Source organism: Paraburkholderia sp. CNPSo 3076 (genome assembly GCF_026343935.1).
Classification (GTDB): domain Bacteria; phylum Pseudomonadota; class Gammaproteobacteria; order Burkholderiales; family Burkholderiaceae; genus Paraburkholderia; species Paraburkholderia nodosa.
Genome location: NZ_JAPMAL010000006.1, coordinates 174,698 through 199,059, shown reverse-complemented (window position 1 = coordinate 199,059; position 24,362 = coordinate 174,698). Strand labels below are relative to the sequence as shown.

The window sequence follows — 24,362 nt, the reverse complement described above, 5'->3', positions numbered from 1 at the left end:
TCGTTGCTCAATGCGCGGCCTGCACGCTCAGATCCTGGTCGCCGAGCAGCAGCAGCGCGTGAGCGGGCCCCGTGTCGAGCCTCACGCGGTGCGCGCCCGGTGTCTGGTAGTCAGCAAATACCACCACGCCTGCGCCCCGCTTGCCGCCGAACGGAAACGGCGCCGCCGCGATCTGCTGGCCCGGCACGACTTCGAACGACACGACCGTGATGTCCTCGGGATGATCGCGGCGCCATTGATCGCGCTGCGCGAACCACTTCGCCGAAGGCAGGCCGAGCAATGCGTCGAGCAGTTGCGGGTTGCGCACGAGCACGGCGTCCACGGCAATGGGCGTGTCCTGATTCGCTTGAGTGGAAACGGCAATCGCCAGGGTATCTACCTGTACCTTGGGCAGCGACGAGCACGCCGCGAGCCCCTGCGCGAGCGCGAACGCCAGCGTGGCGGCACGCCAGCCGTACGGCTTCGCGGCGCGCGACGCGCCGGCGAATAACGTGGTGATCACTGCGCAATCCCCATTGTGTGCGCCGCCTCTTGTCCGCGATGCCTCCTGCCCGCGCGCAGGAGAATTCATGCTAGTTCGTATTTCTAATCAAGACGCATGTTCCGCTGCGCAAGCTGTTTCGCGCGTAGTCTACAAGCGCCCCGCGCGTCATTGCAATAACGATTTTTTAATCGATCAATTCAAAAACAATGCGTAAATAAACTTGAAAGGAAATAAGTCTATGCGCCGTAAATATACTTTGAAATTCCGCGTTTACTGTCCTAAAGTCCTGACCGTCTATCTTCACGACGTGCGCGACGAAGGAAAAGGTGAAGCCGCACGCAGCGCGAACGCTTGACGCCGTGAATGCTCTCGTCTGACGAATCCGGGGCATGCTTTAGCTGTGTTTTTTCTGAAGGACCGGGAATGCACCTGGCAATCGTTTAATTACGTTTTGCGGGGCATTGTCGTCTTAAAGAAAACGCATCGTGAAAAGGGCAGATTGACGACAAACGCGCATCTCTCCCGTTACACAATGCAATAGAAGAACGACCGCCACCGAGGTGACCATGGCCGACAGTACCCAGCACTGGTTCGAACGGAACCGACCGCCGCGTGTTCAGATCACGTACGACGTCGAAACAGGCAATGCCATCGAAAAGCGCGAGCTGCCGCTCGTCGTGGGCATTCTTGCCGACCTGTCCGGCAAGCCTGTCGAGCCGTTGCCGAAAATGACGGAGCGCCGCTTCGTCGACATCGACCGCGACAATTTCAACGACGTGATGAAGTCGATCGGGCCGCGCGTGACGCTGCAGGTCGACAACACGCTCGCCGCCGACGGCAGCAAGGTCAACGTCGAGCTGAAGTTCGAGCATATCGACGACTTCGATCCCGTGAGCATCGTTCAGCAGATCGGTCCGCTCAAGCAGCTCTACGACGCGCGGCTGCGCCTGCGCGACCTCCTCACCAAGCTCGACGGCAACGACGAGCTGGACAAGCTCCTCCAGGAAGTGGTGCATGACCCGAAGGGGTTGAGCGAAATCCGTTCGGCGCACCCGCAGGACACGCCGACTGCGCAGCTGCCGCCGCCAGTGGGCGACGCCGCTGCACCCGCCAGCCCTTCCAGTGACACGCCGGCCAGCTAAGCCCAACGCGAGGAGACGATCATGTCCGACATTCAGGCCGCCGCGACCGCGCAGGCGGGTACGGTCACGCTGCTCGACCGCATCGTGCACGAAGGACGCATGGCGCAATACGAGGAGCAGCAGCAGCATGCGCGCGAGCTGCTCGCCGAGTTCGCGCTGCAGGTGCTCGACAAGAACATGACCATCAGCCGCGACACGGTGGCGATGATCAACGATCACATCCGCAAGATCGACGAGCTGATCAGCGAGCAGCTCAACGAGGTACTGCACCATCCCGACATGCAGGCGCTGGAGTCGTCGTGGCGCGGGCTGCACTTTCTGGTGAAAGGCTCTGAAACGGGCACGCGCCTGAAACTGCGCCTCCTGAACGCTTCGAAGAAAGACCTGCAGAACGATCTGGAGAAGGCCATCGACGTCGACACGAGCGCGCTCTTCAAGAAGATCTACGAAGAGGAATACGGCACGTTCGGCGGTTTTCCGTTCAGCGTGCTGGTGGGCGACTACTACTTCACGCGCCAGACGCCCGACGTGAGCCTGCTCGAAAAGCTCGCCTCGGTGGCCGCCGCCGCACACGCGCCGTTCATTTCGGCCGCGCACCCGCAGCTGTTCGACATGTCGAGCTTCACGGAGCTAGGCGTGCCGCGCGATCTCTCCAAGGTCTTCGAGACGATCGACATGGCCCGCTGGCGCGAATTCCGCAAGAGCGAAGACTCGCGCTATGTCGCGCTCACACTCCCGCACATCCTGATGCGTCGTCCTTATCATCCGGACAGCAATCCGGTGGAGGGCATGAACTTCTTCGAGGACGTCGACGGCACCGACCACTCGAAGTATCTCTGGGGCAACTCCGCCTTCGCCCTGGCGCAACGCATCACCAACGCGTTCGCGCAGTACAGCTGGTGCGCCGCAATTCGCGGCGTGGAAGGCGGTGGCGCGGTCGAGCGCTTGCCGGATCACATTTTCCAGACGGCTTCGGGCGACAAGGCGATGAAGTGCCCCACGGAAGTGGCGATCACCGACCGCCGCGAAAAGGAGCTCGACTCGCTCGGCTTCATTGCGCTCGTGCACAAGAAGAACGAAGGGTTCGCGGTGTTCTTCGGCGGCCAGACCGCCTGCAAGCCAGCGCTCTACAACACGCCCGAGGCCACGGCGAACGCGCGCATTTCGGCCATGCTGCCGTATATCCTCGCGGCGTCGCGCTTTGCGCACTACATCAAGGCGATCATGCGCGACAAGGTCGGCAGCTTCATGACGCGCGAAAACGTGCGCAGCTATCTCAACACGTGGATTGCCGACTACGTGCTCGTGAACGACAACGCGCCGCAGGAAATCAAGGCCCAGTATCCGCTGCGCGAGGCGCGCGTGGACGTGACCGATGTGCCGGGCAAACCCGGCGCGTACCGCGCGACGGTGTTCCTGCGGCCGCACTTCCAGCTCGAGGAACTCACTGCCTCGATCCGGCTCGTGGCGACGCTGCCGCCGCCGGCGGCCGCCTGATCCACCGGCAAAGAAAGCGATTCGATGAAGAGACGACGGCCAGGCGGCGCATGAGCGCCCCTGGTCCCTGAACGCGCCCGGCGCCGCGCACGCGGCCCGCGTAGTTCTTTACTGCTTCGGGAGCAGCAAATCATGGATTCGATCATTCTCGACCTGGGCGGCGACATCAAAGGCGAGTGCACGCTGGAAGGCTATACCGACAAGATCGAGTTGATGTCGTACAGCCACAACGTGGCGATGCAGGTCACCAACGACGTCAGCAACTCGGAGCGCACGTCGGGCAAGCCCCATCTCGGCGAATTCACCGTGACGAAGTTCGTTGACGTCGCCACGCCCACGCTCAACGAATATTGCTGCTCCGGCAAAGCCATCGCGAGCGCGACCGTCGTGGTGGGCCGCAACGCCGCCGAAAGCGACGGCAAGATCATGCCGTTCATCACCTATACGCTGAACAACGTCGTGCTGAGCAACGTGAGCGTGTCGGGCGGCGCGGGTGGCAAGCCCGTGGAAACGCTCTCGCTGAACTTCACGAAGATCAAGTGGGAACTCACCGCGCAGAAGGACGACGCCACCAAGGAAGGCACGGCGGCCACGACGTGGGACCTGGCCGCGAACAAGGTCGTGAAGGCGGCAAGCTAGCGCGCACCGCCTATGGCGAACGTCCGCGCCTTCATCGCCATCGCGCCCATGCCGCTCTTCGAGCGGCTGGCCGACGACGCGCCTTTCGACGCGCATGAGTCCGTTGACGAGCTCGCCGCGCGCACGCTGGACGCGGCCGGCTTGCGCGCGTCGGTCCGCGCGGAGTTACTGCGCCTTCTCAACACGCGCCGCGGCGCGCCGCGCATGCCGCGCGCGCCGGACGTCCTGCTCTACGGCCTGCCCGACTGGAGCGGTCAAAGCGCGGCTCGCGCGGAAGACCGGGCGGTGATTGAGCGTGAGGTGGCCGAAGCCATCCGCGCGTTCGAGCCGCGCCTTCGCGACCCGCGCGTGAAAATCGAAGCGGACGCTGCCGCGCCATGGCGGCTGTGCCTGCGCATTCAGGGAACGCTGCGCGGCAGCGACGGCGTGGAGCACGTCGTCACCTACGTCGCCGGGCAGGACGGCGAAACGCAGTCCATCGGGATCATCGATGAACGACTCGCTTGATGCGCAACTGCTCGACTACTACCAGCGGGAGCTGACTTATCTGCGCCGCGCGAGCGAAGGCTTTGCGCAGCGGTATCCGAAGATCGCCCGGCGGCTCGAACTCGGCCCCGGCGAGAGCGCCGACCCAAACGTCGAACGTCTGATCGAAAGCTTCGCGGTGCTGACCGCTCGCATCCAGCGCACGCTCGACGACGAATACACCACGCTCACGGACGGACTGCTCGAACAGTTCTATCCCTACGCGTCGCGACCCGTGCCTTCCATGACGATCGTGCAGTTCGAGCCGGACCCTACGCAAGGTAGCATCGCCGCAGGGTATCGCGTGCCGCGCGACACGCCTCTCATGCACGTGGATGCGAGCGGCGCGACGGTCTACTGGCGCACGAGCAGCGACGTCACGCTCTGGCCGATCACCCTCGCCGCGGCCCAGTTGCTCGACGCCGAGGAAGCCCAGGCGCTCACCGGCAATGCGTCGCTGCAATCGGCGCTGCGGCTCACGTTGCGGGGCATCGGGCCGCACAAGCTGGGCACGTTGCCGATCGAGCGCTTGCGCGTGCGCCTCACGGGGTCGCCCGTCACCTCCGCCGCGCTCTACGACCTGCTCGGCGCGCACAGCGCCGCCACCTGGCTGCAGACGCCAGAGGGTACCTTGCACGCGCAACGCGGGCTGCCGTCCCCGGTCGGCTTCGATGAAGAAAACGCGCTCCTGCCGCTCGAAGACGGCGCGCATCCGGCCTGCCGTCTGCTGGTCGAGTACTTCGCATTCCCCGAGAAGTTCGCGTTCTTCGATCTGCCGTTCAAGCCGCCCGCCAATGCACTCGACAGCGTCGATCTCGTGATCGGCTTCACGGCGGCTCCGCGCGGGCGCTTCACGTTGCATACGCACGATATCCAGCTCGGCTGCGCACCCGCGCTCAATTTGTTCGCGCGCACTTCCGAACCCTTGCGGCCCGACGGCACGGCGCGCGAAATGCGCGTGAGTCCCGACGCGCACCGCGAATCGAGCACCGAGATCTACGCCGTGCGCAACGTGCGCGCCGTGGCGGGCCGCACGGTGACGGACGTGCCGCCCTGGTACGGCTCGATGCACGGCGCGGATTCGGCTGTCTACTGGTACGCGCGGCGCGTGAGCGGCCTGCATCCGTCGCGCCCCGGCAGCGACGTCATGCTCACGTTCGTCGATACGCGCTTCAATCCCGCCGCGCCCGCGACGCGCACGCTCACCGCGGACCTGCTGTGCACCAATCGCCATCTGGCGCACCGGCTCGCGCCGGGCGCCGCGCTGTCGTTCGAAGTGCCGGGCCCGGTGGCGAGCGTGCGCATTGCACATCGGCCCACGCCGCAGATCGTGGCCGCACTCGACGGCACGTCGCGCTGGCGCCTCGTGTCGCAGCTCGTCCTCAATCACACGTCGATCGTGGAAGGCCCGCAGGCGCTGCAGTCGCTGCGCGAAATGCTCATGCTCCACAATCTCGGCGCACATGCCCCCTCGCAGCGCCAGATCGCGGGACTTCTGGCCGTGTCGAGCGAACCCATCGTCGCGCATGTCGGGACGGACCGCTGGCGCGGGTGGCGCAACGGACTCGGCGTGCGTATCGAACTCGACGAAGCGAGCTTTGTGGGCGCGAGCACCGTGCTCTTTTCCGGCGTGCTTGCGCAATTCTTCTCGCTCTATGCGAGCGTCAACCGTTTCGTACAGACCTCGCTCGTGCGCGACGGTCGGGAGATCCGCACATGGCGGCCGACGATGGGCAGCCCGCTCGTTCTCTGACGCAGCGGCTGTTCGACGAACCGCACGCGTTCGAATTCACGCAGGCGGTGCGTCTGCTCGAGTTGTTGCAGCCGCACGCGCAGCCGCTCGGCACCGGGCTCGACCCCGGCCAGGAAGCACTCGCGTTGAGCGGCAATCTTTCTCCCGCGTTTCCGGCGAGCGCGCTCGGGCCATTGCGGCGCGGCTTGCCGCGCTCGCTCGCTTTTGCGCCCCAGCCGGGCGAAGAACCATCCGCAGCATCCGTCCATGCGGGACCGCCCCAGCTGCAGGTCAACGCGTTCGCGCTGGGCGGCCCGAACGGCCCGCTGCCCGGTGCATGGCAGGAATGGCTGCAGGACCGTCTGCGCCGCAAGGACCGCTCGGCAGCGGCGTTTCTCGACATCTTCCAGCACCGGCTGCTGGCGCTGCTGTATCGTGCGCAGCGCAAGTACCGCAGCGCCGAGCCGCTGCCCGCCACGGCGCAGCGTTCAGCCGACGTCGTGCTGCGCGCGCTGACGGGCAACGCCTCGCTGAATTCGCGCGCCTCGTACAACCGCGTGGCGCAAGAAGCGCCAGCGCCGCCCGAGCCGCTCGACCTGCGCGCCGTGCTGGCGCGCGCGGGGCTCTTCGCGAACCGCCGGCGTTCGCTTGCGGGCTTCGACGTCATGGTGCTCCATCATTTCCGCGTGCACGTGCGCTCCACGCCATTCGCGGGCGGCTGGCGCACGCTGCCCCCGGCGAGCCGCACGGCGATCGGCTCCGGCGGGCGCAACCGGCGGCTCGGCCAGGATGCCGTTGCGGGCACGAGGATCTGGGACGAACACCAGGGCATACGCGTGCGGCTCGGTCCGCTCAGGCGTGAGCAGTACGAAGCATTCCTGCCGGGCGCGCCTGCCCACGAAGCGCTGCATTCGCTGGCCGCCGAGTGGTTCGGCGCCGAACTGAAGGTGCATCTCGAACTGCAGCTCGCCGCAGGCGAATTGCCGCGCGCGCGCCTCTCGCGGCGCGCGCCGCTGAGGCTCGGCTGGACCGCCTGGGCCGGCGCGGCGGAATCGGCGCCCGCGCGCCTCACGCGCCTTGCGCCCGACGACATACAGGGGCGTACCGGGCCGTGACGCTCGATCTCAAGACGCTCGTTGCGCGCCTCGAGCGCGAGCCGCGCGAAGCCCTCGAACGCGCCGCGCAGCAATGCCTGCGCGAAACGCATTTCGTGGTCGAACTCGAGCACTGGCTGCTCGCGCTCGCCGAACCCGAGGGCGGCGATTTCGCGTGCGTGCTGCCGCACTTCGGCGTGGACCGCGCCGCGCTCAGCGCCGAGATCCGCATGGCGATCGCGCGCTTCAAGCGCGGCAACACGGGCATGCCGTCGTTCTCGCCTGACCTGCTCGTGTGGCTCCAGGACGCCCTCGTACAATCCACCGTCGTGCTCCAGCAGCCGCGCGTGCGCGCGGCGACGCTGCTCATCGCCCTGCTCGAGAACGACGCGCTGCGCGCACGCGCCGTGCATGGGGCACCCACGCTGCTGCGCGTGGCGAGCGCCGCGCTGCGTGCCAATTTCTCCGATTGGCTCGCACCGATCGAAGCGGGCGCATCGCTTGCGCCGCTGACTCCGGTCGCCCCCCTCGAACCGGCCATAGACGACGCGACCCTTCCCGCGTTCGCGAGTGCGCTTGAGTCCGCTACGCCATCACCCGCCCTGCTCGACCAATACACGCTCGATCTCACCGCCGAAGCACGGGCCGGCCGCATCGACCCGATCGTCGGACGCAATGCGGAGATTCGCCAGACGCTCGACATCCTGTTGCGGCGGCGGCAGAACAACCCCTTGCTCGTGGGCGCGCCGGGCGTGGGCAAAACGGCCGTGGTCGAAGGTCTCGCGCTGCGCATCGCGGCGGGCGACGTGCCGCCGCCGCTTGCCGAGGTCTCGCTGCGCATGCTCGACCTCGCGCTGCTGCAGGCGGGCGCGGGCTTGAAAGGCGAGTTCGAGCGGCGCCTGCGCGCGGTGATCGACGAGGCGCGGCATTCGCCACGGCCCGTGGTGCTCTTCATCGACGAGGCGCATACGATGATCGGCGCAGGCGGCGCGGAAGGCGGCAGCGACGCCGCAAACCTGCTCAAGCCTGCGCTTGCGCGCGGCGAGCTGCGCACCATCGCGGCCACGACGTGGCTCGAATACAAGAAGTACTTCGAGCGCGACCCCGCACTCGCGCGGCGCTTCCAGCTCGTGCAGATCGAAGCGCCCGACGAGCCCACGGCCATCGCCATGCTGCGCGCGCTCGCGCAAAAGTTCGAGGCGCATCACAACGTGACGATCCTCGACGCCGCCATCGTCGACGCGGTGAAACTCTCGCATCGGTACATCTCCGCGCGCCAGTTGCCCGACAAGGCGATCGCCGTGCTCGACACCGCGTGCGCGCGCGTGGCGCTCGCGCAGCACGACACGCCGCCACAACTCGAAGCCGCCAGGCACCGGCAGCGCGCGCTCGACGACGAACTGCTGCGCCTGCGCACGGAAACGGTGCTCGGCGCGAACCACACGCAGCGCCTTGCCACGCTCGAAGCCGAACATGCGCACAACGCCACGCTCGTCGAGACGCTGGAGGCGCGCTGGCGTGACGAGGCGGCTGCCGTGCGCGAGATTCTCGCGGTACGCGCGCGCCTGGCCGCGCTCGACGCAGCGCCTCTCGATGCATTCAACCGCGGCGCGCAAGAGCCGCCAGATAGCGCGGACGCGAGCGAGAACGAAAACGAGAACAGCGAGGTCGCCGATCCGCGCGAAGACCTCGCCGCCGAGCTGGCGCGCCTCGAAAGCGGCCTCGAAGCGATTCGCGACGACGATCCCATGGTGCCGGTTTGCGTGGACTCGAAAACCATCGCCGCCGTGATCGCGAGCTGGACCGGCATTCCCGTGGGCAAGATGCTCGCCGACGAAGCCCACGCCGTGCGCACGCTCAAGGGCCGTCTCGCGCAGCGCATCGTCGGGCAAGACGCAGCGCTCGACCGCATCGCCATGCGCATCCAGGCGTGGCGCGCGGGACTCGCCGACCCGTTGCGCCCGGTAGGCGTCTTCCTGCTCGTGGGCCCGACGGGCGTGGGCAAGACCGAGACGGCCTATGCCCTTGCGGATGCGCTCTACGGCGGCGAGCGCAATCTCATCGTGATCGACCTCGCCGCGTATCAGGAAGCACACGCCGTCTCGCAGCTGCGCGGCGCGCCTCCGGGCTACGTGGGCTATGCGAGTGGCGGCCAGCTCACAGAAGCGGTGCGTAGGCGTCCTTATAGCGTGGTCCTGCTCGACGAAATCGAAAAAGCGCATGTCGACGTGCTCGAAGCGTTCTACAACGTCTTCGACAAGGGTGTAATGGAAGACGGCACCGGGCTTGTGGTGGATTTTCGCAACACGGTGATCCTCGCCACCAGCAACGTGGGCGCCGAGCTGCTGCTCAATACGCCCGCCGCAACGCTTGCCACCGACGCCTTTGCGCGGCGGCTGCACGATGAACTGCTGCACGCGTTTCGTCCGGCGTTCCTCGCGCGCATGACCGCCGTGCCTTATGCCGCGCTCGACGACACGGTGCTGCGCGCCATCATCGAAAAGAAGCTCGAACAACTGCGCATGCGCTACCGCGACGCGACGGGCAAACAGTTCGCCTTCGACAGCAGAATCATCGACGCCGTGCTTGCGCGCTGCCGCGCCGCGGGCGGTGCGCGCGAGATCGACAATGTGCTCATGAACGAGCTGGTCGGCACGCTCGCGCAGTGGGCGCTCGAATGACGACGCGCGGGACCCGCCACACCGCATTTCACTCAACATACTCCTCGCGATGAACCGCCCCATTTCCGCCGACACCGATGCGCGCATCAGCCTCACCGGCGACGCGTTCAGCACGCTCTTTCCCGCCCGCTTCGATGCGCGCGAGGCGCTGGATGCACCCACCACGCTGACGCTGCACGCCCACGGCGGATTGCCGCCGCCCGCCCCCTCGGGCATGACGGGCAACCATGCAACGCTCTCGCTCGCGTGGGGCGAGTCGCCTCGGCTCATCGACGCCGTTTGCACGCGCGCCGCGCAGTTGCCCTCGACGATAGACGCCAGCCACTTCACCCTGGAGCTGCGTTCGTGGTTGTGGCTGCTCACGCTCTCGCGAAACAACCGGATATTTCAGGGCAAAAACGCCCAGGAGATCATCCAGGCCGTATTCGGGGGGCACAGCTTGACGGACTACTCCTTCTCCATCACGGGCACGCCGGCTACGCGCGAATGGTGCGTGCAGTACGCGGAGTCCGACCTCGCGTTCGTGAGCCGCCTTTGCGAAGAGGAAGGCTGGTTCTATTTCTTCCGGCACGATACGGGCAGCCACACGCTCGTCATTGCCGACAGTAACGACGCCTTCACGCCCCTGCCCGGCGACGCGACACTGCATTACACGGGCGGCACGAGCGGCGCGCGAGAATCGACGCAGATCGTCCACTGCGAGGTCGTCGAAGAGACGGCCACCGGTCTCTTCTCGCATACCGACTACGCGTGGGAGACGCCGACCGCGCAACTTTATTCGCAGGCACAGGCGGCATCGAACGGACACAGCGTCTACGAATATCCGGGGCGCTACGCCACCAGCGGCGATGGCTCCACGCTCTCCAAGCACCGTGTGGACGCGCTGCGTGCGCCTACACGGATCCTCATTGGCGAAAGCGATTGCCGCGCGCTCGCGCCGGGCTGCCGCTTTACGCTGGCAGATCACGAATCGAGCGACGCCAATATCGAATGGGTCGTGCGCAGCGTGATTCACGAAGCCGATCACAACCGCTATCGCAACCGTTTCGAAGCGTTTCCGTTCGCGACGACCTGGCGGCCCGCGCGGACGACGCCGCGCACTTTCATGCCGACGCAGACCGCGACGGTGGTGGGCAAGAGCGGCGAGGAATTGTGGACGGATCAGTACGGCCGCGTAAAGGTTCAGTTTCACTGGGACCGCGATGGCCAGAACGACGAACAGAGTTCGTGCTGGATTCGCGTGGCGCAGCCCTGGGCGAGCAAGCGCTTTGGCATGCAGTTCATGCCGCGTGTCGGTGACGAGGTCGTGGTGACCTTCATCGACGGCGATCCGGACCGGCCGCTCATCACGGGCAGCGTCTACAACGGCGCGAATCTGCCGCCCTATACGTTGCCCGACAACCAGACGCAGTCCGGCATCAAGACGAATACCTCCAAAGGCGGCAACGGCTTCAACGAACTGCGCTTCGAAGACAAGCAGGACAGCGAGGAAATCTTCCTGCAGGCGCAAAAGGACCTCAACGCCAAGGTGCTCAACGACGCCACGTGGACCATAGACCACAACGAAACGAGCACGATCAAGAACGACCGCGCGCATACGATCAAGGAAGGCAACGATACCCTCACGGTCGAACAGGGCAACCGCAGCACGACGGTCAAGACCGGCGACGAAACCGTCGACATCAAAGGCGCACGCACCGTGAAAGCCGGCGGCAACGAGACGCGCACGGTGGGCGGCAATCTCGATCAAACAGTGACCGGTAACATGACGCTGACCGTGGACGGCAACCTCACCATCAAGGTGAGCGGCACGCTAACGCTGCAAAGCACGGGAAATCTCACGGCGAAGAGCGACGCGTCGCTTACCAATCAGGCCGGCGTGTCGCTCACGAATCAGGCCGGGACGTCGCTGACCAACAAGTCGGATGGCACGCTTTCGAACGAGGCGCAGAGCGTGACGAACAAGGGCGCCGTGCAGCAGACGGTGGACGGCGGCGGCATGCTGGTGGTCAAGGGCGGCATAGTGAAGATCAATTGAGGCGAGCATGGAGACGATTCAGCCGGTCACGATAGAACGCGACGACACGCGCATTGAAGGGGCGACGCTGGGCGGCGCGCTACACGGACCCGTGCGCATCGAGACGGAAGGACGTCCCGTTGCGATGATTCGTTATACGAATGGCGTGCTCAGCGGCCCGGCCACCTATTTCTATCCAGAGGGTAACCTCTCGGCGCAGGTGCAGTATGCGAGCGGCAAGCTCGACGGCAAGGCGCTTTTTTACTACCCCGATGGGAAGATCCAGCGCGAGGCGCACTACGCCAACGGCGTGCTGCACGGCGTTTCGCGCACCTGGTTGGCCGACGGCACGCTGCTCGAAGAAGCGCATTACCGCAACGGCAAGCTCCATGGTGTCCTGCAGCGCTTCCATCCAAATGGCTGCCTGGCGCTGCGGCAACCGTTCAACGCTGGAAAGCCGCTCGAAGCTGCGAAACGCTATACCGATGACCGCCGCCCGCTAGCGGCGGACGGCAAACCGCTGCCGCGCTGGAAGCAATGGTGGCAATCGCTCGCGAATCCGTCTTCCGCTTGATTCGGGCGCACGCAACACATAAGGAGACACACGATGACCAGTCCGCAAGTCTGCGCCGGCGCCACACTGCAATGCTCGTTTGGCGGCGCGCCGGGCACGCTCAACGTTCTCCCCGTCAATCGCGTGCTCGTGAGCGGTGTGCCCGCCGCGACGATTGCGGACTCGATTCCGATCGCCAATGTCACGCCGTTCGCGCTGTGCCAAAGCCCGGCGAACCCTACGGTGATCGCCGCGACTGCTGCGGCACTGGGCGTGTTCACGCCCATGCCCTGCGTTCCGGCTACACCGTCGCCCTGGATTCCCGGCGGTGCGCCAACTGTGACGCTCGGTGCGATGCCCGCTCTGGATGCTCAGGCAACGCTCGTTTGTATTTGGGGCGGCGTGATCAAGGTGGTTCAGCCGGGGCAGGTAACTACGCTTGTGCCGTAGCCATTGCTACTTTTTTTTGAAATGCTGCAACGAATAGCGTGGAGCTTGCAGATGTTTAATTACATAAGCTCACAACACTCTGGCAAGCGCCAGTGCGAATTCTTCATAAAGCGCTTCACTGGAAAATTGTTCCCACAACCAGTAGCAAACGCCGAATTCGTTTACCTATACTCGTTTGACTCTGCAAGGCAGCCCCATTTTCCGGACACCAACAAAAACGGAGCGTGAAATGCGAGGAGCGATGCTTAAGACGGGTTTGGTACTGCTGACTTTCCTTTTGTCGAGTGCCAGTGTCGTCGTGCAGGCGGGATCGACATGCAGCGGGTTGAGCTGCTTTTTCCGCGGCCAGCTAGTCGAGCAGAGAACGAGCTTGCGCCTGAGCGCAGGTGACTTCACCAAGCTGCTGGGGACGAACGCAACCGGTCAGCAATTGCTGCAGATTGCCGGCACGCCGCGCTGCGACATCGAAATCAAGTACTTCCGCTACCTCACGATAGGCGGCGCGGGCGAACCCACGATGTCCAGCGCCGCGCTGATGATCCCTGGCGGCGGCGCGTCCTGTACGGGGCCGCGCCCCCTCATGCTGTACGCACACGGCACCACGACCTACCGCAACTACAACATCGCCGACATCACGCAAACGGACCCGGCCAACGGTGACGGCGCAGGCGAAGGCATTGCCGTGGCGGCGATCTACGCGGCTCAAGGGTATCTCGTCGTGGCGAGCAACTATGCCGGCTATTCGGGCTCCCCCTTGCCGTACCACCCTTATCTGAACGGCGACCAGCAATCGGCCGATGTGATCGATTCGTTGCGCGCGGCTCGCTTCGCCATGACGCTTCCCGACCCGGCAAACAAGACGCGTGAGAACGGCAAGCTGTTCGTCACTGGTTACTCGCAGGGCGGTTACGTGGCGCTCGCCACACACCGCGCGCTGCAGGCAGCCGGCATCAACGTCACCGCCTCCGCGCCCGGCTCGGGTCCCTATGCGCTCGGCGCCATGGCCGACGCACTGGTCCAGGGCGAGGTCGACCTCGGCTCGACGATCTTTACCGTGCTGGTGACCACGAGCTACCAGCATGCGTATGGCAACATCTATCGCAAACCAGGCGACTTTTTCGAAGCGGCCTACGCCCCTGGCATAGAGAACCTGCTGCCGAGCGTCACGTCCATGGACACGTTGTTCGCTAAAGGCAAACTGCCCGCAACGCAGCTCTTCAGCAGCACGCCGCCTGCGCCACAGTTCGCCTCATTGACGCCGCCTCTTGCGCCGCCGCTGGCGCCCGCCGAATTGACGCCGCTATTTGCGTTGGGATTCGGCACCGCGAATCTCGTGCGCAACACTTATCGTTTGAGCATGCTCGAAGACGCCATCGCCAATCCGGATGGCGCCTTTCCCACGCCGACCGCCGCGATGGCCACCGCTGCCAGTCCGGCCCAGCCGCTACGGCAGGCGTTCAGGCGCAACGATCTGCGTAACTGGGTGCCGCGCTCGCCCGTGCTGCTATGCGGCGGCCACCTCGACCCGACCGTGTTCTTTTTCAATGCGGCGATCGAGCAGGCCTACTGGAAGAACGCCAACGTCGCGCCGGGCCTGACGAGCGTGCTCGACGTCGATTCCGCGCGGGGCGCGAACGATCCGTTTGCCGCGGTGAAGACGGGTTTCGCCCAGACCAAGGCGGCGGTCGCCGCGCAGGCGGTTCAGGCGGGTGCAACGGATGGTGGCATGTCTGCCGTCCTTCAGGCCTACCACGCCGACATCGTCGCGCCGTTCTGCATGGTCGCGGCGCGCGGGTTCTTCGGCAATTTTTGATTGGCGGCCGCGATCGAGCCCGCAAGTCAGCAATCGCAGCGGAGATTTTCAAATGCCATTACACGTCACCACGAAAGCCACGTTAATTGTAGCGCGCAAATTGATCGAGAACGCGATCAAGGGCAATCCGGCGTTCAAGCCTTATAAGGGCGAGCATGGCCAGGCATCCTGGTTTCTGATTGAGGGCAACCCGCATACCGGTGTAGCAAATCAGGGTAAAGACGTTGTCATCCATGCGGAAATCGATGAGGCGTTTGTCCAGAAAGATGAGACGCTGGTTCAAGATCAAATCGCCGAGATCAATCGTAACAATGAAGGCATGGTAAATTCGCGTCCAAAGGAATTCGATCTTGCCGTATGGAATGCAATTGGAAGAATCTGTTCCGCGCGCACCAAGGCCACCAATTTGAAGGTGCCTAAATGTAAGCTTTCAGCCAATCCAGGCCGGTTTCTCGTCTTGCCACCGGCTGTTTCACATGCGTTGCATATCGACTTCTCAAGATTCGATAGTGACAATCTGACTTTGTTTTCCGCCGAGAGATTCTCTTACGAAGCCTATAAAAGGGAACGTGAAGAATACGAAAGCCAAAAGGATGCGCGTCTCGACCGGGTAATCACGCTTTGGATTGGACCGTACCGGGGGCCAGCAGATCAGGCAGCCAAACACATCGATCCCGTCTATGCAGCAGTCAAGAAAGACGTGGGAAGCCCGGAGATCGAGGAAAAATTTTACTATCGAATTTTCAATTTCAAGAAAAGCGGCTGGGGTGAGCAGCCCACCGAACAGATAGACGGCTACTACCGTGCTGTTAGCCTTACCTATCCGAGTTACCGTGAAGCTAGAAACGCTTTCAAGCGCATCCTGTCGAACCATAGTCAAAACGCCAAGGTCCATTGCTTTGCGGGTACGAATTGGCATGACTCGAAAAAGCACGAAACCGTTTCAGTCTCCGGCGTTAAATATAGTGGTGCCGTTGAGGCCGACATTCTTGGCGAGACCTATACCAACTTTTAGTCGAGAGCTGCTTGACATATTTCTTCATCGGTCCCTCAGACCAGACATAGGGCGCTTGCAGCCGACAAGCCGCCATGCGCCCCTTTCCATGGGCTAGACGGCCTTGCACGCCTCATGCAGCACATTGAGCCTGAGCGTTCGACGGCACCAGCGACCCGAAGCGGCACGAAGGCGCTTGACCCGACTACCGTAGTCACCTTCACGATCGATACCGTGTTCAACAAACAGGGTATCGATCGAGATGGAAACGACCCGCGATCTCAGTGACGACGCCTTCCTCGAAGCCTTTCTCGCCTGCCGGTTGCCACCGGCTGCGTTCAATCATCGCAATCATCTGCGCGTGGCGTGGATACACTTGCAGCGTTTCCCTCTGGACGAGGCGATCGAGCGCACCTGTGCCGGTATCGCGCGATACGCCACGCATCTCGGCGCGCCGGGCCGGTTCCACCGTACAATCACGGAGGCGCTGATCCGGCTCATGGCGCATGCGGGCGCATCGGATCCATTGCACTCGTTCGATGAGTTTCTCGCACACGCACCGGCCTTTTCCAGCGATTGCCGCGCGCTTGTCGCCGCGTACTATTCGCCCGACAAGCTGAGCCGGCCCGAAGCGCGCGTGTTCTTTCTCTCACCCGATAGACTTCCTTTGCCGTCATGACACGTCTCACTCGTCTCACTTTAGGGCGACTGGCACGCGAGGCGGGACTTTCGCGTTCCTCGCTGCTGCACTACGAAGCGCTAGGCTTGCTCGTGCCGGTCGCACGCAGCACCGCGGGGTACCGGCTCTACGATGAGACGCAACGCGAGCGTCTACGCACAATCTGTGCGTACCGGGCCGCCGGGTTGCCACTAGCCGCAATACGCGACGTCCTCGCGAACGAAGCAGACGCAGCCGCCCAGATCCTTGAAACGCATTTGATGGTGTTGACGGAGGAAATCGCGCGTCTCAAGCAGCGTCAGAATGCGATCGCCACGTTGCTCGCGCAACCATTGTTTCGTCGGCGAGGAAAGAAGCGCGGCAAAGGCTCATGGGTTGCGTTGCTGCGCAGCGCCGGCTTCGACGAAGCGGAGATGGACAGGTGGCATGCAGAGTTCGAGGCTGAAAACCCCGACTCGCACGCAGCGTTTCTGGCTTCGCTTGGACTCGAACGGGAAGAGGTGAAGGCAATCCGCCGACGCGCGAAACTCACAGGCAACCCACCCTCCCGGCATGTGGCCTCGTGAAGGTCATTGAGCGTCAAAGCCCCGAATGTGCGCCACCGCACGTTCTCGCGCGACTCTGGCGCACGTCTTTATGTTTGCCCACCTACTCTGCAGCAACCGGCCTCACTTCCCAACCTCGCCAGCCAGGAGACGTCCATTCCATGCACGAAACAAGCGATATTGTTCGCGCGTTTATCGAGGAAGTCCTGAATCAAGGGCAGATCGACGCCGCGGAGCGGTTTTTCTGGGAGGACATGGTCGAGCAGGTGCCGTTCCCCGGCCAGGGTCCCGGTATCGAGGGCCTCAAGGATGTCGTGCGAGGGATGCGAGCCGCGTTCCCTGACATGCACTGGCGCGTCGAGGAACAACTCACCGAGGGAGACCGCGTGCTGACCCGCTTCGAGTGGACGGGCACGCACAGGGGAACGTTCCTCGGCGTGGACGCAACGGGGCGCTCCGTCAAGGTATGGGGTATGGTCATCGACCGCTTTCAGGACGCCAGGATCAAGGAAACCCGCCTCATCATGGACACGCTCGGGCTGATGATCCAGCTAGGCGCGGTTCCTCCACCGGGCCAGTGAAACCGCGAAAACCGGGTTGGTCCTGCGACCCGCCGCAGGCGCCAACCCAACATGCGGCCCTCACCGCTCGCTACAGGGACAGCTTGCACGCCTCATGCAGCGAAGTGAGCCTGCGTACCGGCTCCGCCACGTACGGGTTGCTCTCGTCCCATGCGTAGCCCGCCAGAACCGAGCTAATCATCCGACGGATCAAGGGCGTCTGGCGCGGGTAGTAAATGATGTCCTGCAGCTCGCCGGTGTACCAGCGCTCGACGAATGCGCGGAACGTATCGATACCCTTGCGCAGCGGCACGTCGTATTCAGCGTGCCAGTCCACGGCCGCGCCGCCGAGCGCGCGCTCGAGCACCTTCACGGCCAGGTGCGCCGAACGCAGCGCAATGGTGACACCCGAAGAAAACACCGGATCGAGAAACTCGCCTGCGTTGCCGAGCAACGCGAACCCGGGCCCATGCAATCGTTCGACGTTGGCCGAATAGCCGCCGATCTGGTTCACGGGCATGAGAAATGGCGCGTCGCCGATCAGGCAGTTCAACGTCGGCTCCTCGCGAATGAGCGCGCGCAGCCGCGCCTCGCGTTCCGCTTGCGGCACGTCCAGGAAAGCGGCATCGGCAACACAGCCCACCGACGAGCGGCCGCCCGCGAGCGGGATCATCCAGAACCACACGTCGCGGTGCTCGGGGTGCGTCGCGATGCAAATCTTGTTGCGATCGAAGGCGTCCAGCGGCAGCCCGTCACGCACATGACTGAAGATCGCGGCACGCGTCGGCAGACCGGTTGGCGCCTCCAGCTTCAGGAGGCGCGGCAGCACGCGGCCGAAGCCGCTCGCGTCGAGCACGAAACGCGCGTGCACTTCATAGCGCGCCTGGTGTTCGTCGATCACCTCCAGCACCGGCGCGTCGCCCGTGCGCATGCCCGTCACCGTGTGGCCGAAGCGCACTTCGGCGCCCTGCTGCGCGGCGCAGCCGATCAATAGCTCGTCGAACTTCGCGCGCTCCACCTGGTACGTCGTGCCCCAGCCCGCCGTATGCTTGTCGCGGAAGTCGTACGACGATACCTCGTCGCGCCACACGAAATGCGCGCCATTCTTGTACTGAAAGCCGGCCTCCACCACGGCCTGCAGCATGCCGGCCTCTTCGAGATACGCCATGCTTTGCGGCAAGAGGCTCTCGCCGATCGAGAAGCGCGGGAAATGCTGGCGCTCCAGCACGAGCACCGAGCGGCCGGCCTTGCGCAACAAGGCGGCAGCGACCGCGCCCGAGGGGCCCGCGCCGATGATCGCCACGTCGACGGCTTCGCGTCGCGCGGCTGGGGTCGTAACGGCTTCTCCAATGCTCTTTTCCATAGTCCTATTCCTTCTCTTTCTGACGCGCTCTGTTACGTCCTGTCACGTCCTGTTACGTCTTGTAGGCCCAATGCAAGCGCACTGCGCTGCGCGAAACCGTGATTCTGACACCCCTCGCCCCGCCCTTGCATTTACAATGCCCATTCTCGTCCACGACCGCATTCGCAACGGATAAAAAAAATATGTCGGTTTCCGAATCAAATTACGTCCCGTTCGTACCGGAAACGGCCTTCGGCATCTGGTTTCTCCGCACCCATACGTGGGAGCACCACGTGCTGCGCGTGGCGATCAACGACCTCAAGCACCTCGTGGACGTGCCTTTGCCCGACGCGCCCGAAATCGTCGATGTCGGATGCGGCCAGGGCAAGTCGTTCCGCCTGCTGGCCGAGGCTTTCCGCCCGCGCCGCATCGTCGGGATCGACTATCACGAGGCGTCGCTCGAACTGGCGGCGCGCGCCGCGCGCACCTGCCAGGACAAATTGCAGACGTCAACCGCGTTCGAGCTGCTGCACGGCGACTGCGCGAGCCTGCCGCTACCCACGGCCAGCGCGGACATCGTCTTCTGCCACCAGACGTTCCATCATCTCGTCGAGCAGGAACGCGCGCTCGCGGAGTTCCACCGCGTGCTCAAGCCGGGCGGCGTGCTGCTGTTCGCCGAATCCACCGAGGCTTACATCCGCTCGTGGGTCATCCGCCTGCTATTCCGCCATCCGATGCACGTGCAAAAGAGCGCCAATGGCTACCTCGAGATGATCCGCACGGCGGGTTTCCGCTTTTCGGAGCGCAATGTTTCGCTGCCCTATCTGTGGTGGAGCCGTGCAGCGGATTTCGGTCTCTTCGAGCGCCTCGGCATGCATCATCCCAAGCCTGGGAAGCGGCGCGAAACCCTGGTCAACGTAGCCGCCGTCAAGCCGGCATGAAGGCGGCGTGAGGCGGGTCGCCCGACGCCGCCTGCTGCGGGTTACTTGCCGCCCTTGAGCGTCACCACGTCGCCGACGAGCGCCACGCCGGCGATCATTGCGCCCGCGCCACACGTGAATTCGGTGGCGCTCTCGCGCAGTTCGTTCTTGTAGTTGCTCTTGATGTTGATGATCGCGTTGCCGCCTTCCTTGCGCGCGCGTTCCTGCAACTCGGCCACGGCCGAAAGGAACACGTGCTGGCACGCCGCTTCGTCGCTCTTGCCGAGTGCATTCGTCTTCTTGTTCGTGGAGAACTGGCCCAGCGTTTTCTTCACCGCCGGATGCGGTTGGCCCGCAAAGTACAACGCGATGTCGTCGCTCACCTTGCCGGGCTCGCTCTGGAGCGCCACATCCACGGAATAGGTGTCGACGGTATTGCGTGCGTAGGCTTGCGACGTCGCAAAGGCCGCGCACAGCGCGGCAAACATCCACAGTTTCTTCATTGCCTTTCTCCGTTGGTTCAGTTCGTTTGCAGCACCACGAGGTCACCCGTGACGGCGATGGCCGCCGCGCTCGGACTCACGCCGCAGGTGTATTCGGTGGCCGACCCGGTTTCGGTGCCGTGAAAGCGCGTGGTCACGTTGATGACGGCGTTGGCGCCCTTGTTGTGGGCATCCGCGCGCAGCTTGTCGAGCGCGGTCGCGAGCGCCTTGTTGCAGGTAGCCTCGGCGCCGTCGGTCGCGCGGGCGACACGCAGGGAATGCGAGGCGTCACCCACGTGACGCACCACTTCCGGATGCGGTTGCGCACCGAAATACACGGCGATTTTCGCGGCGGGGTCCGCGCTGGACGCGGCCTTGGCCGTCGAGAGGGAAGCCGCGGGCTGGATCGGCAGCGTGAGGCGCTCCGATCCGCAAGCGGCCAACGTCAGGCTGACGATCGCGGCCGTGCTCAGCGTGAGGTAAGTCTTTTTCATTGGAATCCTCATTATCTTCAGGGTTGCCCGAAACCTCAGACCGCATTCCAGGCGCGAAACACCAGGCTCGCGCAACTGCCGCCGAACCCGAATGAAACCGACATCGCCGTCTCGATGCGCGCATCGCGCGTTTCCCGCACGAGCGGCATGCCGGCCGCCGCCGCATCGAGCGCTTCGATGCCCACGGCGCCGGCAATCCGGCGATCGCGCATCATCAGCAAGGTGTAGATGGCTTCGTGCGCACCGCATGCGCCGAGCGGATGGCCGCTGAGCGCCTTCGTCGAGGAGAAAGCAGGGATCTCGCCGCCAAACACGGCGCGCAGCGCGAGCAGTTCCTCGATATCGCCCGAGGGCGTCGAAGGCGCATGGGTGTTGATGTAGTCCGGGCGGCAGCCGGCCTCACCGAGCGCCTCGCGCATCGCACGCGCAATGCCGCCCGCCTGCGGCGCGACCATATGCGCGCCGTCGGTGCCTTGGCCGTAGCCGGTCAGCTCGGCGTAGGTGCGCGCGTTGCGTGCCTGCGCATGGGCGAGCGATTCGAGCACGAGGATGCCTGCGCCCGAGCCGATCACAAAGCCGTCACGCCGCGCGTCATAGGGCCTCGACGCCCGTTCCGGCGTGTCGTTGAAGCCGCGCGAAAGTGCGCCCATCGCGTCGAACATCAGCGTCATGTTGTCGTGCAAGCCTTCGGCGCCGCCCGCGAGCACGATGTCCTGGCGGCCCGTCTGGATCAGCTGCATGGCCTGGCCGATTGCGAGTGCCGAAGTCGTGCACGCCGACGAAGGCGAATACGTGACGCCTTCCAATCCGAACACGTGCGCAAGATTCGCCGATGTCGTGCTGCTCATCGCCTGCGGCACCGTATAGGGCGGCACGCGGTCGATGCCGCGCGCGTTCGCGCTTGCCATGGCCGTGTCGTAGGCGGACATCGTGCCGACGCCCGAGCCCACCACCGCGCCGGCCCGAGGCGTGCGCAGCGCGTGCGCGTCGAGCTGCGCATCGGCGATCGCGCTGCGCGCGGCGTGGCAGGCAAAGCGCGCCGTGTCGCCCATGAAGCGTTCGGCTTTGCGCCCGAACGGCGCTTCGCCGTCCACCGAAGCCACGCCCGCCACCTGGCTCGCGAAGCCGCGTTCGCGCCACGCCTGAACGCGCGTGATGCCGCCCCGCCCGTCGCGCAATCGCGAGGAAACGCCGTCGAGCGTATTGCCGAGGCACGAGACGATGCCCATACCCGTCACGACGACGCGCTGCAACCCGCCCGCTGATAACGATGTCGGCATGCTCAACGCGCGCGCCGGAAGATTAGCGACGTGTTCACGCCGCCAAACGCGAAGTTGTTGCTCATCACGTATTCGGCGTCTATCGTGCGCGGCTCGCCCAGGATGTAGTCGAGCGGCGCGCAGGCCGGATCGACCTCGGTCAGGTTGAGCGTGGGCGCGTACCAGTTGCGTTTCATCATCTCGATCGTCCACCAGGCCTCGATCGCGCCACAAGCACCGAGCGTATGGCCGATATAGCTCTTGAGTGAGCTGATCGGCATGCGCGCGCCGAAGGTCGCCGCCGTGGCCTGGCTTTCGGCCACGTCGCCGCGATCCGTGGAGGTGCCGTGCGCATTCACATACGCGATCGCCTCGGGGGCCAACCGCGCGTCGGCGAGCGCCTGGCGCATCGCGACCGCCATCGTCGCCGCCGTGGGCTGCGTGATATGGGCGCCGTCCGAATTGCAGCCGAAGCCGACCACTTCCGCATGAATGCGCGCGCCGCGCGCCACGGCATGCTCGTATTCCTCGAGTACGAGCGTAGCCGCGCCCTCGCCCACCACGAGGCCGTCGCGTGCGGCATCGAACGGACGCGGCGTGAGTTGCGGCTCGTCGTTGCGCGTGCTCGTGGCGTAGAGCATGTCGAACACGGCCACGCCGGGCCCCGAGAGCTCCTCGGCACCGCCCGCGAGCATCAGCGTCTGCTTGCCATTCGCGATCATCTCGTAGGCGTAGCCAATGGCCTGGCTGCCCGACGCACACGCGCACGACGTCGGCACGATGCGCCCCTTGAGGTCCCAGAAGAGGCTCACGTTCACGGCCGTGGTGTGCGGCATCATCTGCACGTAGCTGTTCGACGTCACGTCGCTCATCGAGCCCGTTTCGAGCATCTTGCCGAACGCGCGCACCGGCTCGACCGATCCGGCCGATGAGCCGTACGCCACGCCCATGCGGCCGTCCTTGATCGACGCGTCGTCGAGCAGGCCCGCGTCCGCCAGCGCGTGTTCGCTCGCGCGCACCGCGTAGAGCGAGACCGGGCCCATCGAACGCGTTTTCTTGCGCGGGTAATGTTCAGGTGTATTGAACGCCGGCAGCGGGCACGCAAGGCGTGTATGCAGCGACTCGATATAGTCCCAGTCGTGCACGCGCTTGACGGCGTTGACGCCGCCCTTGAGCGCGGCTTCGACCTGCTCCCACTGATCGCCGAGCGCGGTCACGCCGCCCATGCCGGTAATGACGACGCGTTTCATCAGACCATCCCGCCGTTGACGCCGATGACCTGGCGCGTGACATAAGACGCCGCGTCGGACATCAGGAAGCCGACCACGGCCGCAACTTCGGCGGGCTGTCCCACGCGATTCATCGGCACGGCCTTGAGCGCGTGCTCGAGCCGCACGTCGTCGAGCATGCCCGTATCGACGAGCCCGGGCGCGACGCTGTTGACCGTGATGTTGCGCGTGGCCAGCTCCACCGCGAGCGCTTTCGTCGCACCGATCAGTCCGGCCTTGGCGGCGCTGTAATTGACCTGACCGCGATTGCCCGTCACGCCCGACACCGAGGCCACCGTCACGATCCGGCCGCCCTTGCGCGCACGTACCATCGGCATGACGAGCGGATGCACGACGTTGTAGAACGCGTCGAGGCCCGTTTCGAGCACGATGTCCCAGTCTTCGTCGGTCAGTGCGGGGAACGCTGCGTCGCGCGTCACGCCCGCGCAGCAGACGATGCCGTAGTAGGCGCCGTGCGCCGCCACGTCTTCTTCGAGCGCCGCGCGGCATGCGGTGCGGTCGCGCACGTCGAACTGCAGCACGCTGGCCGCGCCGCCCTGTGCGACGATGCCAGCCGTGACGGCATCCGCTTCGTTGCGGCCCGTGCGGCAATGCACGGTGACGGCAAAGCCGTCCGCGGCGAGATGATAGGCGATCGCGCGACCAATGCCGCGGCTCGCGCCGGTGACGAGAACACGACGGCTCATGATCTGGAATTTTCCTCGATGAAAGTCTGAAAATCGCGCGGCTGATACACCTTAATGGTTGCCTCAGCCAATAGTTTGCCATCCTGACTGACGGTGCAGCCGTACGCGCCGTGGCCTTCCTCGCTGCGCAGCACTTCGTTGACCGTAATGCTGAGCGGCGTGCCGCTTGCGAACGCGCCTTGCGCCGCCTCATAGCGGCGCGTGCCGAGCAGCACGCCCGGGCGGGCAGGCTTGCCATCGCGCATCGACAACAGGCCGACGTGGGCCGCGATCGCCTGCGCCATCAGTTCGATGCCGATCCACGCGGGCATCGCGCCCTGCTCGTCGGCATACCAGGCATCGGCGCGCACGCTGGCAAGCGCCGTGAGCGATTCGTCGCTGCAGGCGGCGACCGAGTCGAGCAGCAGCATCGTGCCACGGTGCGGGATGATCGCCTCGATCGGCGGGAATGTGTCCGTCGATGAGGAAAGAAGGGAATTCATGGC

The 24,362-nt window shown here is 64.8% G+C and carries 24 protein-coding genes; 16 read left to right on the top strand and 8 right to left on the bottom strand.

The window, feature by feature from the left end; genetic code table 11:
• Positions 1-7: 7 nt before the first annotated feature.
• Complete coding sequence (locus tag M3A49_RS09410) at positions 8-502, bottom strand: hypothetical protein (RefSeq protein ID WP_051482029.1); 495 nt, start codon at positions 500-502, stop codon at positions 8-10.
• A gap of 548 nt (positions 503-1,050) precedes the next feature.
• Here M3A49_RS09410 and tssB point away from each other — a divergent pair.
• From tssB to M3A49_RS09335, 15 genes are all read left to right on the top strand, one after another.
• Positions 1,051-1,626 carry a type VI secretion system contractile sheath small subunit gene (gene tssB, locus M3A49_RS09405; protein WP_266228449.1) on the top strand — a complete coding sequence of 192 codons (576 nt, stop codon included), beginning with the start codon at positions 1,051-1,053 and terminating at the stop codon, positions 1,624-1,626.
• A 21-nt stretch (positions 1,627-1,647) separates the two neighbouring features.
• Positions 1,648-3,123 (top strand): type VI secretion system contractile sheath large subunit, encoded by a 1,476-nt coding sequence (gene tssC / locus M3A49_RS09400; protein ID WP_266228448.1) that lies wholly within the window; start codon positions 1,648-1,650, stop codon positions 3,121-3,123.
• A 132-nt stretch (positions 3,124-3,255) separates the two neighbouring features.
• A complete protein-coding gene (locus M3A49_RS09395) occupies positions 3,256-3,762 on the top strand; it encodes an Hcp family type VI secretion system effector (protein WP_028208509.1) in 507 nt (168 codons plus the stop codon).
• A 12-nt stretch (positions 3,763-3,774) separates the two neighbouring features.
• On the top strand, positions 3,775-4,269 hold the full coding sequence (gene tssE, locus M3A49_RS09390; protein ID WP_254357683.1) for a type VI secretion system baseplate subunit TssE: 495 nt from the start codon (positions 3,775-3,777) through the stop codon (positions 4,267-4,269).
• The gene (gene tssF, locus M3A49_RS09385; protein ID WP_266228447.1) at positions 4,253-6,040 is read left to right on the top strand and encodes a type VI secretion system baseplate subunit TssF; all 1,788 of its coding nucleotides are present in this window, start codon (positions 4,253-4,255) and stop codon (positions 6,038-6,040) included. The genes tssE and tssF overlap by 17 nt, the downstream gene beginning before the upstream one ends.
• On the top strand, positions 6,004-7,134 hold the full coding sequence (gene tssG, locus M3A49_RS09380; RefSeq protein ID WP_254357681.1) for a type VI secretion system baseplate subunit TssG: 1,131 nt from the start codon (positions 6,004-6,006) through the stop codon (positions 7,132-7,134). Before tssF ends, tssG begins: the two co-directional genes overlap by 37 nt.
• On the top strand, positions 7,131-9,794 hold the full coding sequence (gene tssH / locus M3A49_RS09375) for a type VI secretion system ATPase TssH (protein WP_266228446.1): 2,664 nt from the start codon (positions 7,131-7,133) through the stop codon (positions 9,792-9,794). Before tssG ends, tssH begins: the two co-directional genes overlap by 4 nt.
• A 49-nt stretch (positions 9,795-9,843) precedes the next feature.
• Entirely contained in the window at positions 9,844-11,832 is a 1,989-nt protein-coding gene (locus M3A49_RS09370) for a type VI secretion system Vgr family protein (RefSeq protein WP_266228445.1), read from the top strand.
• A 7-nt stretch (positions 11,833-11,839) separates the two neighbouring features.
• Positions 11,840-12,385 (top strand): toxin-antitoxin system YwqK family antitoxin, encoded by a 546-nt coding sequence (locus M3A49_RS09365; protein ID WP_266228444.1) that lies wholly within the window; start codon positions 11,840-11,842, stop codon positions 12,383-12,385.
• Positions 12,386-12,418: 33 nt separating this feature from the next.
• Positions 12,419-12,814 carry a DUF4280 domain-containing protein gene (locus tag M3A49_RS09360; protein ID WP_028208514.1) on the top strand — a complete coding sequence of 132 codons (396 nt, stop codon included), beginning with the start codon at positions 12,419-12,421 and terminating at the stop codon, positions 12,812-12,814.
• Between the two features lie 229 nt (positions 12,815-13,043).
• Entirely contained in the window at positions 13,044-14,627 is a 1,584-nt protein-coding gene (locus M3A49_RS09355; RefSeq protein WP_416338941.1) for an alpha/beta hydrolase family protein, read from the top strand.
• A 52-nt stretch (positions 14,628-14,679) separates the two neighbouring features.
• A complete protein-coding gene (locus M3A49_RS09350; RefSeq protein WP_266228442.1) occupies positions 14,680-15,642 on the top strand; it encodes a hypothetical protein in 963 nt (320 codons plus the stop codon).
• 241 nt (positions 15,643-15,883) lie between these two features.
• Positions 15,884-16,300 (top strand): hypothetical protein, encoded by a 417-nt coding sequence (locus tag M3A49_RS09345; RefSeq protein ID WP_266228441.1) that lies wholly within the window; start codon positions 15,884-15,886, stop codon positions 16,298-16,300.
• A complete protein-coding gene (locus M3A49_RS09340) occupies positions 16,297-16,866 on the top strand; it encodes a MerR family transcriptional regulator (protein ID WP_266228440.1) in 570 nt (189 codons plus the stop codon). The genes M3A49_RS09345 and M3A49_RS09340 overlap by 4 nt, the downstream gene beginning before the upstream one ends.
• Before the next feature lie 140 nt (positions 16,867-17,006).
• Positions 17,007-17,426: an ester cyclase gene (locus M3A49_RS09335; RefSeq protein ID WP_266228439.1), complete on the top strand. Its 420-nt coding sequence runs from the start codon at positions 17,007-17,009 to the stop codon at positions 17,424-17,426.
• A gap of 70 nt (positions 17,427-17,496) precedes the next feature.
• Here the strand turns inward: M3A49_RS09335 and M3A49_RS09330 are convergent, their stop codons facing one another.
• Positions 17,497-18,768 carry an NAD(P)/FAD-dependent oxidoreductase gene (locus M3A49_RS09330; protein WP_266228438.1) on the bottom strand — a complete coding sequence of 424 codons (1,272 nt, stop codon included), beginning with the start codon at positions 18,766-18,768 and terminating at the stop codon, positions 17,497-17,499.
• 182 nt (positions 18,769-18,950) lie between these two features.
• Here M3A49_RS09330 and M3A49_RS09325 point away from each other — a divergent pair, with 182 nt between their 5' ends.
• On the top strand, positions 18,951-19,688 hold the full coding sequence (locus M3A49_RS09325) for a class I SAM-dependent methyltransferase (RefSeq protein ID WP_266228437.1): 738 nt from the start codon (positions 18,951-18,953) through the stop codon (positions 19,686-19,688).
• Positions 19,689-19,729: 41 nt separating this feature from the next.
• Here M3A49_RS09325 and M3A49_RS09320 read toward each other — a convergent pair whose 3' ends face one another.
• The 6 genes from M3A49_RS09320 to M3A49_RS09295 are packed head-to-tail and all read right to left on the bottom strand — an operon-like array spanning position 19,730 to position 24,359.
• On the bottom strand, positions 19,730-20,170 hold the full coding sequence (locus M3A49_RS09320) for an excinuclease ABC subunit A (protein ID WP_266228436.1): 441 nt from the start codon (positions 20,168-20,170) through the stop codon (positions 19,730-19,732).
• A gap of 17 nt (positions 20,171-20,187) precedes the next feature.
• Positions 20,188-20,643 carry a signal peptidase gene (locus M3A49_RS09315; RefSeq protein WP_028208522.1) on the bottom strand — a complete coding sequence of 152 codons (456 nt, stop codon included), beginning with the start codon at positions 20,641-20,643 and terminating at the stop codon, positions 20,188-20,190.
• A 35-nt stretch (positions 20,644-20,678) separates the two neighbouring features.
• Complete coding sequence (locus M3A49_RS09310) at positions 20,679-21,923, bottom strand: beta-ketoacyl synthase N-terminal-like domain-containing protein (RefSeq protein WP_266228435.1); 1,245 nt, start codon at positions 21,921-21,923, stop codon at positions 20,679-20,681.
• 2 nt (positions 21,924-21,925) lie between these two features.
• Positions 21,926-23,152 (bottom strand): beta-ketoacyl-ACP synthase, encoded by a 1,227-nt coding sequence (locus M3A49_RS09305; protein WP_254357668.1) that lies wholly within the window; start codon positions 23,150-23,152, stop codon positions 21,926-21,928.
• Positions 23,152-23,877 carry a 3-ketoacyl-ACP reductase FabG2 gene (locus M3A49_RS09300; RefSeq protein ID WP_266228434.1) on the bottom strand — a complete coding sequence of 242 codons (726 nt, stop codon included), beginning with the start codon at positions 23,875-23,877 and terminating at the stop codon, positions 23,152-23,154. Before M3A49_RS09300 ends, M3A49_RS09305 begins: the two co-directional genes overlap by 1 nt.
• Complete coding sequence (locus tag M3A49_RS09295; protein ID WP_266228433.1) at positions 23,874-24,359, bottom strand: hotdog family protein; 486 nt, start codon at positions 24,357-24,359, stop codon at positions 23,874-23,876. Before M3A49_RS09295 ends, M3A49_RS09300 begins: the two co-directional genes overlap by 4 nt.
• Positions 24,360-24,362: the final 3 nt, after the last annotated feature.

Coding starts and splice junctions, on each gene's coding strand:
- tssB (WP_266228449.1), top strand. CDS start 1,051: ATGGCCGACAGTACCCAGCACTGGTTCGAACGGAACCGACCGCCGCGT.
- tssC (WP_266228448.1), top strand. CDS start 1,648: ATGTCCGACATTCAGGCCGCCGCGACCGCGCAGGCGGGTACGGTCACG.
- M3A49_RS09395 (WP_028208509.1), top strand. CDS start 3,256: ATGGATTCGATCATTCTCGACCTGGGCGGCGACATCAAAGGCGAGTGC.
- tssE (WP_254357683.1), top strand. CDS start 3,775: ATGGCGAACGTCCGCGCCTTCATCGCCATCGCGCCCATGCCGCTCTTC.
- tssF (WP_266228447.1), top strand. CDS start 4,253: ATGAACGACTCGCTTGATGCGCAACTGCTCGACTACTACCAGCGGGAG.
- tssG (WP_254357681.1), top strand. CDS start 6,004: ATGGCGGCCGACGATGGGCAGCCCGCTCGTTCTCTGACGCAGCGGCTG.
- M3A49_RS09370 (WP_266228445.1), top strand. CDS start 9,844: ATGAACCGCCCCATTTCCGCCGACACCGATGCGCGCATCAGCCTCACC.
- M3A49_RS09365 (WP_266228444.1), top strand. CDS start 11,840: ATGGAGACGATTCAGCCGGTCACGATAGAACGCGACGACACGCGCATT.
- M3A49_RS09360 (WP_028208514.1), top strand. CDS start 12,419: ATGACCAGTCCGCAAGTCTGCGCCGGCGCCACACTGCAATGCTCGTTT.
- M3A49_RS09355 (WP_416338941.1), top strand. CDS start 13,044: ATGCGAGGAGCGATGCTTAAGACGGGTTTGGTACTGCTGACTTTCCTT.
- M3A49_RS09350 (WP_266228442.1), top strand. CDS start 14,680: ATGCCATTACACGTCACCACGAAAGCCACGTTAATTGTAGCGCGCAAA.
- M3A49_RS09345 (WP_266228441.1), top strand. CDS start 15,884: ATGGAAACGACCCGCGATCTCAGTGACGACGCCTTCCTCGAAGCCTTT.
- M3A49_RS09340 (WP_266228440.1), top strand. CDS start 16,297: ATGACACGTCTCACTCGTCTCACTTTAGGGCGACTGGCACGCGAGGCG.
- M3A49_RS09335 (WP_266228439.1), top strand. CDS start 17,007: ATGCACGAAACAAGCGATATTGTTCGCGCGTTTATCGAGGAAGTCCTG.
- M3A49_RS09330 (WP_266228438.1), bottom strand. CDS start 18,768: ATGGAAAAGAGCATTGGAGAAGCCGTTACGACCCCAGCCGCGCGACGC.
- M3A49_RS09325 (WP_266228437.1), top strand. CDS start 18,951: ATGTCGGTTTCCGAATCAAATTACGTCCCGTTCGTACCGGAAACGGCC.
- M3A49_RS09320 (WP_266228436.1), bottom strand. CDS start 20,170: ATGAAGAAACTGTGGATGTTTGCCGCGCTGTGCGCGGCCTTTGCGACG.
- M3A49_RS09315 (WP_028208522.1), bottom strand. CDS start 20,643: ATGAAAAAGACTTACCTCACGCTGAGCACGGCCGCGATCGTCAGCCTG.
- M3A49_RS09310 (WP_266228435.1), bottom strand. CDS start 21,923: ATGCCGACATCGTTATCAGCGGGCGGGTTGCAGCGCGTCGTCGTGACG.
- M3A49_RS09305 (WP_254357668.1), bottom strand. CDS start 23,152: ATGAAACGCGTCGTCATTACCGGCATGGGCGGCGTGACCGCGCTCGGC.
- M3A49_RS09300 (WP_266228434.1), bottom strand. CDS start 23,877: ATGAGCCGTCGTGTTCTCGTCACCGGCGCGAGCCGCGGCATTGGTCGC.
- M3A49_RS09295 (WP_266228433.1), bottom strand. CDS start 24,359: ATGAATTCCCTTCTTTCCTCATCGACGGACACATTCCCGCCGATCGAG.